Source organism: Sphingomonas jejuensis, from assembly GCF_011927695.1.
In the GTDB taxonomy this organism is placed as follows: domain Bacteria; phylum Pseudomonadota; class Alphaproteobacteria; order Sphingomonadales; family Sphingomonadaceae; genus Sphingomonas_K; species Sphingomonas_K jejuensis.
Genome location: NZ_JAATJE010000002.1, coordinates 316,208 through 330,214 on the forward strand (window position 1 = coordinate 316,208; position 14,007 = coordinate 330,214).

Below are 14,007 nucleotides of genomic sequence, written 5' to 3' on the forward strand. Positions count from 1 at the left end.
GCGCCACCGGACGGCCCGACAGACGCTAGGCTTTGCCGGTTAACGAAAGGTAAATTTCAGCCCTCGTCGCGGAGCGGAACGTCCAGATAGACGCAGGTGCCGGCGCGTTCCTGATCAAAGCGGAGCGGCGCTGCCATGCTGGCGGCAATCGCCCGGACGATCCGCGAGCCAAGGCCGGTTCCGAGCGGCTTCTGCTCCCCGTTCCAACCGACCCCGTCATCCTCCACAGACAGGCGCAGAGAGTCGTCCGCGATCTTGCGCGCGGCCACGCGGATCTCGCCCGGTCGGCCGTCCGGATAGGCGTATTTGCACGCGTTGGTCACAAGCTCGTTCACGACCACGCCGAGATTGACGGCCTGATCCGGCGGCACGGAAAGCGGTTCTGCGACAAGGCCGATCCGCACGGCGCGACCGGCGCTGGCCATCGTGCGCGACAGTTCGTCCACCAGCCCGTGGAGATAGTCGTCCAGCCGCACCTGGCCGACATCGTCGGACGTGTAGAGCCGGCGGTGGACCTGGGCCACGGCCGCGATGCGCGACTGCGTTTCCTCAAGCGCCGCGCGGGCGTCGCCGTCCACCAGCCGCGCCTGCATCTGCACAAAGGATCCGACCAGCGCGAGGCTGTTGGCGACGCGGTGGTTGACCTCGCGCAGCAGCGCCTGCGCGCGGTCGTGCGCGATCTGCAGCGCGGCCTCCGCCGCCGCCTTCTCGCGCTGGGTACGGTCGGCGCGCACCGCCTGTTCGATGGTTTCGGCCAGCAGCTCAAAGAAGCTTTCGCCGATGTCCTTGACGACATAGTCGGTGGCGCCGGCCTTCAGGGCGGCAATGGCGATGCGCCCTTCCTCGCTGCCGGTGACGTAGACGACCGGCGGCGCGTCCGCCCGGGTGCGCAGCTGCGCCAGCGTCGCCAACCCGTCCTGCACCGGCATGTAATGGTCGAGCGCGACCGCATCGAACCGCGCCTCATCCAGCCGGGCAAGACCCTCCGCCCCGCTGTGCGCGACCTCCACCTCGAAGCCGCGACGCGTCAAAGCCTTCTGCGCCAGGCGCGCGAGCCCGACGTCGTCGTCGACGTAGAGCAGCCGCGCGACCGGGTCGGCCTCGCTCAAGCAGCGGACTCCGGCACCTGCATGACCGACAGGAACAGGCCCAGCTGGCGGATGGCGTTGGCGAACTGGTCATAATCGACCGGCTTGGTGATGTAGACGTTCGCGCCAAGATCGTAGCAGCGCTGGATCTCGCGCTTGTCGTCGGTGGTGGTCAGCACGATCACCGGCGACCGGCGCAGCCGCTCATCCTCCTTGATGCGCGCCAGGATGTCGACGCCGGACATGTCGGGCAGGTTGAGATCGAGGAGGATGAGCACGGGACCATTGTCGCGCACCGCCGGCTCGAACAGGTAGGACAGCGCGGCACCGCCATTTTCGAGATGCACGATCTCGTTGCAGACGCCCGCGCGGCGGACGTTCTTCTCGATCAGCCGGGCGTGGCCGGCGTCGTCTTCGACCATGACGATCGTGACCGGGTTCTGGGTGCCCTTCATGCGGCGTCCTTCTGAGAAATCGTGGCAGGTAAGACCTTTGGCAGCGCTATAACGAACGTGGCGCCATTGCCCAATTCAGACTTGAGCGTGACGGTGCCGCCCAGCCGGCGGATGGTGGCGCGGACATTGGCAAGGCCGATCCCTTCCCCCGGCCGGTCCTGCGCGCCCGAACGGCGGAACAGGTCGAACACGCGTTCATGATCGCGCGTGTCGATGCCGCGGCCGTTGTCGGCGACCGAGATGTCGACAAAGCCGGGCCGTTCCGTCGCGCTGATCCGCACGGCGGCGGGGCGGCCGGCAGCGGTGTATTTCAGCGCATTCTCGACCAGGTTGGCGACCACCTGTTCCAGCGCGACCCGATCGGTGACGATCGTCGGCATGGGTTCGACCGTGAGCGTGGCCTCGCCTTCCTCCAGCTGGTGCCGGACGGTGTCGCCGATGCCCTCGGCAAGCGCGGTGAGGTCGATCTGCTCCGGATCGAGGACGCGGCGGCCCTGGCGCGACAAAGCGAGGATCGCGTTGATCAGCCGGTCCATCTTGGCGGTGGAGGCGTGGATGAAGCCCAGTGCCTCCGGAAAATCCTCGGCCGCGGCCGTGCGGGCGGCATCAAGGCCGGCGGTGTCGGGCGGCACGGCGGCGACGAAGCCGGACAGGTCGCGCTGCACGGCCTGCAGCTCGCTGGTGAAGCCCATGATGTTCACCAGCGGCGAGCGCAGGTCGTGGCTGACGATGTAGGCGAACCGCTGGATCTCATCATTGGCGAGGCGGAGGTCGGCGGTGCGTTCGGCCACCGTCGCCTCCAGCCCGACGTTCAGTTCCTGCACGGTGGCGCGCGCGGCATCCGCCTCCCTGGTGCGGGCCGTGAGGCTGCGGATGGCAAACAGCGTGAGGAGCGCGGCCAGGACCAGCCCGGCGACGGTCAGCGCGAGAAGCGCCAGCGCGCTCCGCTCCGCCGCGGCCCGGCGGGCGTGGAGCAGCTGCTCCTCCACCGCGATGATCCGCGCGATGTCGGCGCGCAGCAGCCGCATCAGCTCCGTCCCGCGCCCCTGCCGGACGATGCCGATGGCGTCGCCGCGCCGGTCCGCCGCCATCAGCGCGAAGGTCTGGTCGAAAACCGCGAAGCGTTCGCGAAGCCGGGGGCCGAGCGAGCGGGCGGCGGCGGCCTGCGCGGGATTGTCGGCGACAAGCGCCTCGAGCCGGGACAGGAGCGCGGCGGCGTCGCGCCGGGCGCGGTCGACCTGCGGGACGAAGCCGGGCTCGCCCGTCAGCAGGTAGCCGCGCTGCGCCGCTTCTGCATCCACGACCGCGCCGAGGGTGGCGGTGGCGACCTCCTGCACCTCCAGCGTGTGGATGACGAGCTGGTTGTAAGCCCGGTCGCGCGACAGGGCGAAGCCGGCGCCGCCCGCGACGAGGATGAGGAGAACGAGCCCACCCAGGAGCAACAGGGTGGAGCCGCGCAGGCGCTGCAGCGATGCCGACTGCGTCATCGCAGCGCATCCACGGCGAGCGCCGACATGATGGCATAGCCGGCGGGGTTGGGATGGACGCCGTCGTCGGCGAGCCCGGGGCGCATGGCGCCGTCCGGCGTGGTCATGGCGGAATGATAGTCGACAAAGGCGATGCGGTTGGCGGCGGCGAACTCCCGCAGCCAGCCGTTCACCTGCCGGATCTGCGCGGCGGGCCGCAGTGCGGGCGCCCACCAGAAGCGGTCTGCCGGCGGCAGCGCGCCGATCACCACGCGGATGTCGTGGGCGCGGGCGATGTCCACCATCGCCTGGATGTTGTTGCGATAGGCGGCTTCGGACGTCGGGCCGGTGTTGCCGGCGATGTCGTTCGATCCCGCCAGGATGTGCACGGTGCGGGGGCGCAGCGCGACCACGTCGGCGTAGAAGCGCAGCAGGATCTGCGGCGTGGTCTGGCCACTGATGCCGCGGTTGAGGACGCGTTCGGAAAAGAAGGCCGGATTGCCGGCGGTCCAGCCCTCCGTCAGCGAGTCGCCGATGAGGATGGTGTCGGGCCGCGCACGCACCGCGGCGTTGGCGGCGGCATAGCGGCAGAGGTTGGGCCAGTCGCGACGGGCGCGGAGCGCCTCCGCCGCCTCGGACGCGAGCCCGGCTGTTTCCGCCGCCAGCGCAGCGCAGGGATCGGGAACCATCGCGGTGTCGGCGGGCGCGTGCGCCTGGACGGGCGCGGCGGCGGCGACGCCAAGCACCAGCGACGACAGCATCCGTCCAAGCCTGTGTCCCACCCGCGCACCCCTTTTTCACCTTGTCGAGGCCGGGACATAGGTGAGCAGGCGGTGGGCCGTCTATCCGCTCGTTGCGCCGATCGCACGGGCAGCCAGGCCGCGCACGTCGACGCGCGCCTTCAGCCGGGCGGCGAGCAGCGCGGTGCCGCTGACCTTGCGCTGCACGAACAGCGTTTCGACGTCGGGCACGTGCCAGGTGTCGCGATCCGCGATCATGTCGCGCGCTTCGGCGCGGACGACGGGCACGAAGGCACGGTCGCCGAAGTCGAACGGGCCCTCCCGATTCATGGCCTCGTCGATGGCGGCGATGATGCGGTCGATCGCGCCGCGATGCGCGCGGACGGCATCGGCACCCAGGAAGCCGGCGGCAACGGCGGTGTCGCGGATGCGGTCACGATCGCGCGAGAGCCCCGCCTCGATCAGCGAGCGGTAGATGTCCGCGACATGCGGCGGCACCGGCCGCGCGGCGCCGAAGTCCAGGAGCACGATGCGCCCGCTGTCGGGTTGCCAGCGGTAATTGGCGAAGTTCGGGTCCGTCTGCATCACGCCGAAGGCGAACAGCTCGCGCAGCACCAGTTCGACCAGCGCGGTCATCACCCGGTTGCGCGTGTCCTGGTCGGCATCGGCCAGCGTCTCGATCGGCCGGCCTTCGACGAAGGTCATCGCGAGCACGCGGCCGGTGGACAGCGTCTCGTCCAGGCGGGGCACCAGGAAGCGCGTATCGTCGCCGAGCAGGGCGGCGTAGCGGCGCATCTCCTCGCCCTCGCGCCGGTAATCGGCCTCGTCGGCGAGCTGGCGCTTGGCCTCGGCGAGCAGCGGCTTCAGGTCCACGGTCGGCGGCAGCAGGTTGGAGATGCGCAGCAGCGTGGCGACATTGTCGACATCGGCATCGATGCTTTCGCGCACGCCGGGATACTGGATCTTGATCGCGAGCACGCGGCCGTCGGGCAGCCGCGCGCGGTGGACCTGGCCGATCGAGGCCGCGGCGATGGGCGTGGCTTCGAACCCGCGCACCTGCCGCCGCCAGTCGGGGCCCCATTCTGTGCGGAGCACGCGATCGAGCTGCGGTGCGGGCATGCGGTAGGCCTGGTTGCGGAGCCGGGCGAGAATGGACGCAAGCTCCGGCGGGAGCATGTCACCGGCGTCCATCGAGATCATCTGGCCAAGCTTCATCGCGGCACCGCGCAGGTGCGACAGCCGATCGGCGACGCGGGTGGCGTTGGCCGGCGTCAGCATCAGGTCGCCAAGCTTCGGCCGCTCCCCGCGGGCGAGGCGCCGCGCGCCCTCCGCCAGCATCCCGCCCGCCACCGACGCGCCGAGCCGGCCAAAGCTGCCGAGCCGCGCGACCCGCCCGCTGGGAACGGCCCGGCCGGGCTGATCGCCGTTCAGGGCATCGCCATCGTCGCTCATCGTGGGTCACGCCGGATGAGGACGACCGCAAACTGGAAGAGGCCAGTCGGGCCGGCCGATGCGAAGCTGCACATGATGGCCCTTAACCCCGCCGGAGGCAGAAGGGTTCATGGCGACTGCGGCGCCATTGTTGCCAACATGGCGACCTTAGCTGCGGCTGCGCCTCGACCGACGGCCAGACGGAAACCGGGCCGCGAGCCTTGTCATGCCTGAGCGGGATGACCGCGCCACTGACGCCGCCGCATGGCACAGCCCACGGCTCCGAAACCGGAGATCATCATCGCCCAGGTCGCCGGTTCCGGCACTGCCGCCGCGCGTTCCGTGATGATCACGGAGGTCGCGGAGACCATGTCCTGGCTGGAGCCGGTGGCGTAGGCGAACCCATAGGTCACGATCGGCGGGCCGAGAATATCGGACAGGTCGATCATGCTGCTGATCGAGAGCTCGAAATCATCGATGCCGCTGGTGAGGAACGATCCGCCGTCGAGCGTGCCGTAGACCGAGAAGCTGGATCCGAAAATAAAGCTGCTCGTGGCCGCTTCACTGTTCGACAGGTCGAAGCGGGTGTCGCCGATGACGAGATCGATTGCTGTCAGGCGGTCGAAGTCGTCGATCGTGTAGGAACCGGCGATCCGGGCGAGCGGGCCGGAGGTGAAGCGCGCGTCGAAATCGAAGGTGGCTGCGGCCGCGGGCGCCGACATGCTGATGGCGGCGAAAGCGGCAAAGGCATAGCGGATCATGATGAGGCCCCTCGATCAGGCGTGAAGTGGTGAGCGTCGGCGCATCGCTGCACCCACAAGCATGAATCCGCAGATCATCATCGCCCAGGTCGCGGGTTCCGGCACCGCGGCAACGGGATCAGTCCCCGGCGGCGGACCATCGGCGAGGAAGCGGGCGACATCGATGGAGATGCTGCAGCGGGTCGACACCTGGCTGCTGTGCGTGGTCGGCTGGAACCCCCCTGGATCCGACGCGATCAGCGTTTCGCGACCTGCGCTGGATGAACAGCCGATCGTTCCATTTTCCATGCTGCTCGGTGCCAGACTGGAAACGATGTTCTCCTCGTCCGGAAAGGGCTGCCGCGTGCCCGTGCTGACACCCCGGAACGTGGCGTGGCGATGTTGTTCGAAGAGCCCGGTGACATCAAAGCGCAGGCTGCTGGGAACCACGCCCCAGTCAAACAGGATCAGCAGCGTGTTGCCTGAGGAAAGCGACCAGAGCGGGTATGTGGGATCTTCCGCATCGGACCGATCATGATCGAAGACGATGCCATAGCTTTCGGACGCCAGATCATATTGGTTGATGGCATAGCCCCACCATTTCTGGCCGCCGTTGATGACGCCGCCGGGGCTGAGCGTGTAGGCCATCTTCTGCGACATCGTGTAGGATGAGCTGAGCGGGGACGCGTCGATCGTCAGAAGCAATCCGGCGGAAAAGCGCGGGTTGATGGGCGCTCCGCCGATCGCCTGATTGACGGCATCCGACCCGCGCAGGAACGTGCCGTCGATCGCAAGCGACACGCTGGCGCAGGCCGGCGACACCAGGCCAGCGGCAAGCCCGATCGTTCCAATCGCACGAAACAGCGACTGCATGACATTTCCCCCTCCCTGCCGGCGCGGACCCCCCGTCCATGCGCATCAGCAAGGTTAAGCCGTCCTTTACCTGCATGAACCAGGCGGCGAGAGGCGCGCAGTCCCGATCACCGTGCAACCTGTCTCAACCATCGTAACCGGAAGCGGCGCTGTGATTGCGGGGTTGTTGCTGACTGGTTGGATGTCCACGAACGGCAGACACGGGCCCGCGACTGCCATTACCCAGCAGTCGAGCGTAGCCGATCGAATCCAATATGGGTGGTTGAGCCGGCCACCCTCACCGTCGCGAAATGGCTGTTCCGCACCATCCCCCCGCCGGCCGCCGAGCGCTGCGCTCAGGCCAGCCGTGACGCGATTGACGAACAGGTCGGTTTGATCGGGTCCCCCAACACCGATCGTGGCCGGCTCAGCCACCGGCAGTAGAGGGGCCGCGGGCAAGGCGTTAGGCCTGGCGTCCCGCGCAGCAGGCCTGCCGTCTCAACCGGCGCCGTTGGACAAGCCTTGGAAAGCGCGGCGGAAGGACTCCAGCGAATCCGTCGCGGCGCCGGGGCGCGGCGACGGCGGCAGATGGTCGCGAACCTCGCTCATGCTGTGGCCGAACTGAGCGCGGAACTGCCGGGCGAGCGACGACAGGTCCATGAAGCCGAATCGCGCGCCCAGCGTGCCGAGCGGGGTGTCCAGCGGCTCTTCCAGCAGCGCCAGGTGCAGCAGGCGCAGGCGCCGTCGCCGGTCATAGGCGCGGACGCCGCCATCGCCGCCGAACAGGCGGTAGAGCCGCGAGCGGCTGAGCCCCAGCGCCGTCGCCATGCGCGAGACATCGAACGTTCCGGCGGGCTGCGCGTCGAGATAGGCGTGGGCGCGGGCGCGCAGGCTGCCCGGCGCGGGCGGCGCTACCTCCGGCCCGAGCGCCGTCATGATGAGGCGGCGCGTGACGGCCGCGACCGGCACGGCGCTTTCCTGCCACAGGTCGGGCAGCTGGCGCACCAGCGTCTGCAGATAGCCGGCGAACAGCCGGGTTTCGGCCGTCGCCGGGAGGAGGCCGTGGGTGCCGATCGGCCCTAACCGGTCCTCGATCGCCGCGCGCGGCAGGCTGACGGTCGCGCCGCTGTGGCCGTCGGTCCGGTAATCAAAGGCGCGCGCATAATCGATCAGCAGCACGTCGCCGGGTCCGGCGGTGCGGGACTGTTCGGCGATGTGGGTCAGCGTGCCATCGAACAGCGTCATGATCGTCAGGTGATCGGCAGGCGCGGTGACGAGCTGCTCCGCCCCGCGATGGGCATGCACCGCGCCCATGCGGTGCTCGGTCACGACGAGGTCGCCGATCGACCAGAAGCTGCCCCGCGCGTGGAACGGCGGCGGCCCCGCGCGTTCGAACCGGAACAGGTTGGTGAAGGTGAAATATTCGTCGAAATTGTCGGGCGCGTCGGGCGACTCGCTTCCGTAGCGGATCGTCCTGACCACGTCGGAGCCGAGTTCCTGCGCCATGTCCGCCTGCTTAGCGCGCCGCGCGTGGCGCGACCATGCCGGACGATGGCGCCGGGGCCGCCATCGTCCCCCGGGGAGACTCCGCCGGCCCGGCGGCGGCGGGACGCGCGGCTTTCGTCCTCAAAACGCGGCGCGCATCGTCACCTGGTAGAGCGGGCCGGCGCGCTCCCGCTCCTGCTCGAACTCGTCGATCTCGCCGGCTGCGCGATTGGCGAGGATCTCGCCCAGGCTGTCGCCGTCGAAGGTGCGGAAATCCTCACGCTTGCTGCGGCGCAGGATGTCCTGGACGGAAAAGCGCAGCACGAAGCGCTCGCCGAAGCGCTTTTCCACGAAGGCTTCCAGGTCCGCGCCGTAACGCAGATCCACAATCTCGTCGAAGTTCGATTCGCGCGCGTCGCTACGGCCCGACACGGTCGCGCCGAAGCTGGCATCGGCGGCGCGCAGCGTCTGGATGAAGCCGGCATTGTAGATGTGGTGCGGCTGGTTGTTGAAGCGGCGGTCCTGCTCGGTGAACGGATCCGTCACGCTGCTGTCCAGATAGGTGTAGTTGGCGAAGATGCCGGTGTCCGGCAGCCCGGCAAAGGTCAGCGGCACGGACACGTCCACCTCGACGCCCCAGGTCTCTCCATCGCCGATGTTCTGCGGGGTGAAGAGCTGGCCGTCCTCGTTCTCCGGATTCTCGCCCAGCGACACCAGTTCGATCAGGTCGTCGACTGCGCGGTAGAAGAGATTGACGCCGAGGATGCCGGCGCCCAGCCGCCGCTCATAGCCGGCGTCCACGCCCCAGGCGCGCTCGTTGCGGAGCGCGGGGTTGCCGAGCGTGGTGTCGTCATCGCCGGGGCTCTCCTCCTGCTCCAGCGGGGAGACGAGATCATAGCCCGGGCGGCGCACGGTGCGCGCCACCGACAGGCGGAACTGGTCGGCGACGGTGGGCGCGAAACGGAGGTGGAGCGAGGGGTTGAGCGTTTCCGCCTCGTAGCGGACCTCGCCCACGTCCTCTCCGGCGACCGTGCGGCGCGTGATCTCGTACCGCAGGCCCGCGTCCACCGACAGGTCGGGAAGCGGATCAAAGGTGAAGCGGACATAGGGATCGTAGCGATCCTCGCGCACGCGGAAGGCACCCGACAGGAAATCGCCGTCGTTGAGGCCGTCGCGATCCTTGCGCAGCAGGTCGATGCCCGCCTTCACCCGCGCGCTGCCGAGGGCATAGGCGAGGCTGACGGTGCCGCCATATTCGTCGTCGCGGATCTCCAGCCGCTCCTCGTCGTCGAGTTCGAGATCGTCGAGATCGTCTTCATTCTCGCCGACGAAGGTCGTGGCGGTTGTGTCCTCCCGGTAGCCCGACCAGCTCGCCGCCAGCCCGAGTTCCAGGCCGCCGCCCAGCGGCACGCCGGCATCGCCGCTGATCGTGTAGGTCTGCTGGTCGATGTCCTCGATCTGCGTTTCGACGCCGTCGAAGTCGAGATCGGCGCCGTCGAGCGTCACCGATCGCTCGAACTCCTCGCGGTCCGTGTCGACGAAGAAGCCCTGCACGCGCACGAACCCGCCGCCGGCGAACTCGTGGCGAAGCTCCGCGCTGCCGGACAGGTCGCTGCCGTCGCGCGTATCGTCCTGCAGCTCCGTGTTGGAGAAAGCGGGGTCGTCGATGCCGCCGCCCGCTTCCGGCAGGCCGTCGTAGCGCAGCGACACCTTCTCCTTGGGGTTGCGGCGTTCCTGATAGTTGAGCGCGCCCCACAGGCTGGTGCGTTCTCCCAATCGGCCCGAATAGGCACCGGCGAAGGACGGGCGAAGCTCGCCATCCTGGTTGATCAGCGCCGCCGCCTTGGCGAAGCCGCCCTCGAACGTCGTCGATTCCTTGGTGACGATGTTGAGCGTGCCGGCGACGCCCTCGCTCGGCTGGTCGGCGCGCGGGCTGCGGACGATCTCGATGCGCTCCACCAGCTCGGCCGGGATGCGGTCCACGAAGAAGCTGCGGTCCGCCTCGCCGCCGGGCGCGCGACGGCCGTTGATCAGCACCTGGGTGTAGCCGGGCGGCAGGCCGCGGAACTGCACGCCGTCATATTCCAGCACGTCGGAGGTGAAGGTGACGCCCGGCACCCGCTTCAGCATCTCGCCGACCGATACCGGTTCGAACCGCTGGAAATAATCGAGGTCGTAGGACAGCACCGGATTGGGATCGGTCGTGCGGTTGCGAAAGGCGATGGTGCCGGTGACGATGATGTCGGACGCGGCGGGCGTTTCGCCTTCGGCAGGCGCATCGGCGGTGCGGGCGTCCTGGCCGACGGTGGCGGTTTCCTGCGCAAAGGCGGGCGCGGCGAGCGCGAGCGGAAGCGCGGCCCCCATCAGGAGCTTCGTCGTCAACGTCATCGCAATCCCCCGTAACCCCGATGTCGCAATTGGATGCGACGAGCGCCGCGTTGGGGGATCAGCATGACAGTCGCGCGACCGGTACGTTTCTGTTCGATGACATTGGCGATTGCGCTGGGCGGCTGTGCGGCCGCCACGCCCGACTGGGCAACGATCGCGGCGGCCAACCCCGCCCCCACCGTCACGGCATCGCGCGAGACCGATGCGGTCGCCACCGCCAACGCCGATGCGGCGGACGACCCCGCCATCTGGCGCAACGCCGCAGACCCGGCAGCAAGCCTGATCGTGGGAACGGACAAGCGCGCCGGGCTCCACGTCTATGGCCTCGACGGGCGCGACCGGCATTTCGTCGATGCCGGGCGGGTGAACAATGTCGACCTGATCGAAACGCGGATCGGCGGTGAGCCGGCGGTGCTGGTGGCGGCATCCGACCGCAACGACCTGGCCGCCGCGCGCATCGCGCTCTTCCGGCTGGACACGGCGGCGGCGCGGCTGGTGCCGATCGGCACGGTCGCCGCGGGCGCGGGCGAGGCTTACGGCATCTGCCTGGCGGCGCGCGGCGACGGCGTGGACGCGTTCATGGTGGTGAAGGACGGCACCATCAATCAGGTCGCGATCGACCTGTCGGGCGCAGCACCGTCCGGCCGGATCGTCCGGACGATGAAGCTTGCCTCGCAGTCCGAAGGCTGCGTCGTCGACCCGCGCACGCGCCGGCTCTACGTGGCGGAGGAGGATGTCGGCATCTGGCGCTTCGACGCAGCGCCCGACGGTGCGACAACCGCGGTGCCGGTCGCCCGTGTCGATGGACGAACGCTGGTCGCCGACGTGGAAGGGCTGGCGATCGCGCCGGAGGGCGCGGGCGCCGGCGGCTGGCTGATCGCGTCGAGTCAGGGCGACAATGCGTTCAGCGTCTATTCGCTTGCCGACGACCGGTATGTCGGCCGCTTCCGCATCGCGGCGGGTGCCCTCGGCGCCGTCAGCGAAACGGACGGGATCGAGGTGGCGCGCGGCGGCTTCGGCCCGGACTTCCCCGACGGCGTGATGGTGGCGCAGGACGGCGACAACGCGCCCGTCGCGCAGAACTTCAAGATCGTCGACTGGCGGCAGGTGAGAAGAGCGCTCGGCCTGCGCTGAGGGCGGCCGCCGGGATGCCGCCACCGCCGCCTTGCGTTCCCCCCGGCCTTTGACGATGATCGGCCCTGTCGGCGCACCGGCAGGAGAATGATGTGATCATCCGTCGGATCGGCCGATCCAGCCAGTCATGCCGCGCAGGCGCCCCCGGACCACGCCTTGGATAGCGGCGCCGAGGGCGGCATCGAGGCCGATCCGCGATACCGCACGCTCGTGTCGGCGCGCCGGCGGCTGACCTGGGTGCTGAGCGCGACGATGCTGGCGCTCTACCTCGGCTTCCTGCTGCTGGTCGCATTCAACAAGCCGCTGATGGCGCGGCCGGTCGGCAGCGGCGTGCTGTCGATCGGCATCCTTCTGGGGCTGGCGGTGATCCTGTCGGCGATCGGCCTGACGGCGGTGTATGTCCGCCGCTCCACTGCGGTCTACGACCCGCTGGTGGACGCCATTCGCGCGGACCACGGCGGTTGAGGCCGGGGCTGCTGCTGGCCGGGCTGATCGCGGCCGCCACGCTGATCGGGCCCGCCGTCGCGGCGGGCGGCGCCGTGCGGTCGGGGACGAACTGGACCTCCATCCTGATGTTCGCGGCCTTCACTGCCGTGACCCTGGGGATCACGCGGTGGGCCGCGCGCCGGACGCGCACCGCATCCGACTTCTACACGGCCGGCGGCGGGATCACGGGGTTCCAGAACGGACTGGCGATCGCGGGCGACTATATGTCGGCGGCGTCCTTCCTCGGCATCTCGGCGCAGATCTTCACCGACGGCTTCGACGGGCTGATCTATTCGATCGGCTTCCTGGTCGGCTGGCCGATCATCCTGTTCCTGATCGCCGAGCGGTTGCGCAACCTTGGCCGCTACACCTTCGCCGATGTGGCGTCGTTCCGGTTCGCCCAGGCGCCGGTGAGGAGCTTTGCGGCGGTGAGCACGCTGACGGTGGTGCTGTTCTACCTGATCGCGCAGATGGTCGGCGCGGGCCAGCTGATCCAGCTGCTGTTCGGCCTCCCTTATGAATATGCGGTGGTGATCGTCGGCCTGTTGATGACGGTCTACGTGCTGTTCGGCGGGATGACCGCGACGACATGGGTGCAGATCGTGAAGGCGGTGCTGCTTCTGGGCAGCGCAACCTTCATGGCGGCCATGGTGCTGCTGCCGTTCGGCTTCTCCCTGGAAGCGCTGTTCGCCCGCGCGGTGGCCGTGAAGACGGACCTGGCGGCGGCGAGCGGATCGGGCGACGCCGCGGCGGCGGGCCGATCGATCATGGGGCCGGGCAACTTCATCCGCGATCCGGTGTCGGCCATCTCCTTCGGGCTGGCGCTGATGTTCGGCACGGCGGGGCTGCCGCACATCCTGATGCGGTTCTTCACCGTCCCGGACGCCAAGGCCGCACGCGTCTCCGTGCTGTGGGCGACAAGCTGGATCGCCTATTTCTATTTGCTGACCTTCGTGATCGGGTTCGGCGCCATCGTGCTTGTGGCGACCAACCCCGGCTATTTCGATGCGGCCGGCGGGCTGGTCGGCGGCGGCAACATGGCGGCCATCCACCTGGCGCATGCGATCGGCGGCAACGCATTCCTTGGCTTCGTGTCGGCCGTCGCCTTTGCCACCATCCTGGCGGTGGTCGCGGGGCTGACGCTGGCCGGCGCATCCGCCGTCAGCCACGATCTCTACGCCACCGTCATCAAGAAGGGCGCGGCCGACAGCGCGGCGGAACTGCGCGTGTCCAGGCGCACGGTGCTGTTCCTGGCGGTGCTGGCAGTCGCGCTCGGCATCCTGTTCAAGGGGCAGAATGTCGCCTTCATGGTCAGCCTGGCCTTTGCCATCGCGGCGTCCGGCAACTTCCCGGTGCTGCTGCTGTCCCTGTTCTGGCCGGGCGCCACCACGCGCGGCGTGGTCGCGGGCGGGAGCCTAGGCCTCGTCCTCGCGCTGGTTCTGACCATCCTGTCGCCGACCGTATGGGTCACGGTGCTCGGCTTCGCCGACCCGATCTTCCCCTATTCCTCGCCGGCAATCTTCTCCATGCCGGCCGCCTTCCTGACCATCTGGCTGGTGTCGCGCCTGGACCGCAGCAGGCGAGCCGCCGTCGACCGGGCGGGTTACCGGGCGCAGCAGATCCGGGCGGAAACCGGGATCGGCGTCGACGCCGCGCACGCGCACTGAGGGCGAGGCCCGCGCGGTCATCGCCCCTCGCCGGCAGCCCTTCCGGCTGCCTCATGCGTTCAGCCCTGCGCTTCA

General features: G+C 69.2%; 12 protein-coding genes and 1 pseudogene. 4 read left to right on the top strand and 9 right to left on the bottom strand.

What is annotated here, in order from left to right; genetic code table 11:
- Positions 1-56: 56 nt before the first annotated feature.
- From GGR88_RS11045 to GGR88_RS15360, 7 genes and pseudogenes are all read right to left on the bottom strand, one after another.
- Complete coding sequence (locus GGR88_RS11045; RefSeq protein ID WP_167954935.1) at positions 57-1,109, bottom strand: sensor histidine kinase; 1,053 nt, start codon at positions 1,107-1,109, stop codon at positions 57-59.
- Positions 1,106-1,543 (bottom strand): response regulator, encoded by a 438-nt coding sequence (locus tag GGR88_RS11050; RefSeq protein WP_167954937.1) that lies wholly within the window; start codon positions 1,541-1,543, stop codon positions 1,106-1,108. The genes GGR88_RS11045 and GGR88_RS11050 overlap by 4 nt, the downstream gene beginning before the upstream one ends.
- Positions 1,540-3,030, bottom strand: a complete 1,491-nt coding sequence (locus GGR88_RS11055; RefSeq protein ID WP_167954939.1) for a sensor histidine kinase — start codon at positions 3,028-3,030, stop codon at positions 1,540-1,542. The genes GGR88_RS11050 and GGR88_RS11055 overlap by 4 nt, the downstream gene beginning before the upstream one ends.
- A complete protein-coding gene (locus GGR88_RS11060; protein WP_167954942.1) occupies positions 3,027-3,791 on the bottom strand; it encodes a GDSL-type esterase/lipase family protein in 765 nt (254 codons plus the stop codon). The genes GGR88_RS11055 and GGR88_RS11060 overlap by 4 nt, the downstream gene beginning before the upstream one ends.
- Positions 3,792-3,851: 60 nt before the next feature.
- Positions 3,852-5,201 carry an ABC1 kinase family protein gene (locus GGR88_RS11065; protein WP_167954944.1) on the bottom strand — a complete coding sequence of 450 codons (1,350 nt, stop codon included), beginning with the start codon at positions 5,199-5,201 and terminating at the stop codon, positions 3,852-3,854.
- A 203-nt stretch (positions 5,202-5,404) separates the two neighbouring features.
- Positions 5,405-5,515: pseudogene (locus GGR88_RS15680) on the bottom strand (PEPxxWA-CTERM sorting domain-containing protein); the annotation flags it as partial.
- Positions 5,516-5,956: 441 nt separating this feature from the next.
- The gene (locus GGR88_RS15360; RefSeq protein WP_245196870.1) at positions 5,957-6,793 is read right to left on the bottom strand and encodes a PEPxxWA-CTERM sorting domain-containing protein; all 837 of its coding nucleotides are present in this window, start codon (positions 6,791-6,793) and stop codon (positions 5,957-5,959) included.
- A 258-nt stretch (positions 6,794-7,051) separates the two neighbouring features.
- On the opposite strand from GGR88_RS15360, the gene GGR88_RS11080 reads away from it, so the two are divergent.
- Positions 7,052-7,216, top strand: coding sequence for a hypothetical protein (locus GGR88_RS11080; protein WP_167954946.1), 165 nt, complete (start codon positions 7,052-7,054; stop codon positions 7,214-7,216).
- 54 nt (positions 7,217-7,270) lie between these two features.
- Here the strand turns inward: GGR88_RS11080 and GGR88_RS11085 are convergent, their stop codons facing one another.
- Positions 7,271-8,278 (bottom strand): helix-turn-helix domain-containing protein, encoded by a 1,008-nt coding sequence (locus tag GGR88_RS11085; RefSeq protein WP_167954948.1) that lies wholly within the window; start codon positions 8,276-8,278, stop codon positions 7,271-7,273.
- A 120-nt stretch (positions 8,279-8,398) separates the two neighbouring features.
- Positions 8,399-10,639, bottom strand: a complete 2,241-nt coding sequence (locus GGR88_RS11090; RefSeq protein WP_167954950.1) for a TonB-dependent receptor plug domain-containing protein — start codon at positions 10,637-10,639, stop codon at positions 8,399-8,401.
- Positions 10,640-10,741: 102 nt separating this feature from the next.
- Here GGR88_RS11090 and GGR88_RS11095 point away from each other — a divergent pair, with 102 nt between their 5' ends.
- The 3 genes from GGR88_RS11095 to GGR88_RS11105 all read left to right on the top strand — a co-directional run bounded on the left by GGR88_RS11095 (position 10,742) and on the right by GGR88_RS11105 (position 13,932).
- Positions 10,742-11,779, top strand: coding sequence for a phytase (locus tag GGR88_RS11095; protein WP_167954952.1), 1,038 nt, complete (start codon positions 10,742-10,744; stop codon positions 11,777-11,779).
- A 156-nt stretch (positions 11,780-11,935) separates the two neighbouring features.
- A complete protein-coding gene (locus GGR88_RS11100) occupies positions 11,936-12,244 on the top strand; it encodes a DUF485 domain-containing protein (RefSeq protein ID WP_167954954.1) in 309 nt (102 codons plus the stop codon).
- On the top strand, positions 12,241-13,932 hold the full coding sequence (locus GGR88_RS11105; RefSeq protein WP_167954956.1) for a cation acetate symporter: 1,692 nt from the start codon (positions 12,241-12,243) through the stop codon (positions 13,930-13,932). The genes GGR88_RS11100 and GGR88_RS11105 overlap by 4 nt, the downstream gene beginning before the upstream one ends.
- Positions 13,933-14,007: the final 75 nt, after the last annotated feature.

Excerpts from the sequence above, each read along its gene's own strand:
- GGR88_RS11050 (WP_167954937.1), bottom strand. The coding sequence starts at position 1,543 with ATGAAGGGCACCCAGAACCCGGTCACGATCGTCATGGTCGAAGACGAC.
- GGR88_RS11055 (WP_167954939.1), bottom strand. The coding sequence starts at position 3,030 with ATGACGCAGTCGGCATCGCTGCAGCGCCTGCGCGGCTCCACCCTGTTG.
- GGR88_RS11065 (WP_167954944.1), bottom strand. The coding sequence starts at position 5,201 with ATGAGCGACGATGGCGATGCCCTGAACGGCGATCAGCCCGGCCGGGCC.
- GGR88_RS15360 (WP_245196870.1), bottom strand. The coding sequence starts at position 6,793 with ATGCAGTCGCTGTTTCGTGCGATTGGAACGATCGGGCTTGCCGCTGGC.
- GGR88_RS11085 (WP_167954948.1), bottom strand. The coding sequence starts at position 8,278 with ATGGCGCAGGAACTCGGCTCCGACGTGGTCAGGACGATCCGCTACGGA.
- GGR88_RS11095 (WP_167954952.1), top strand. The coding sequence starts at position 10,742 with ATGACATTGGCGATTGCGCTGGGCGGCTGTGCGGCCGCCACGCCCGAC.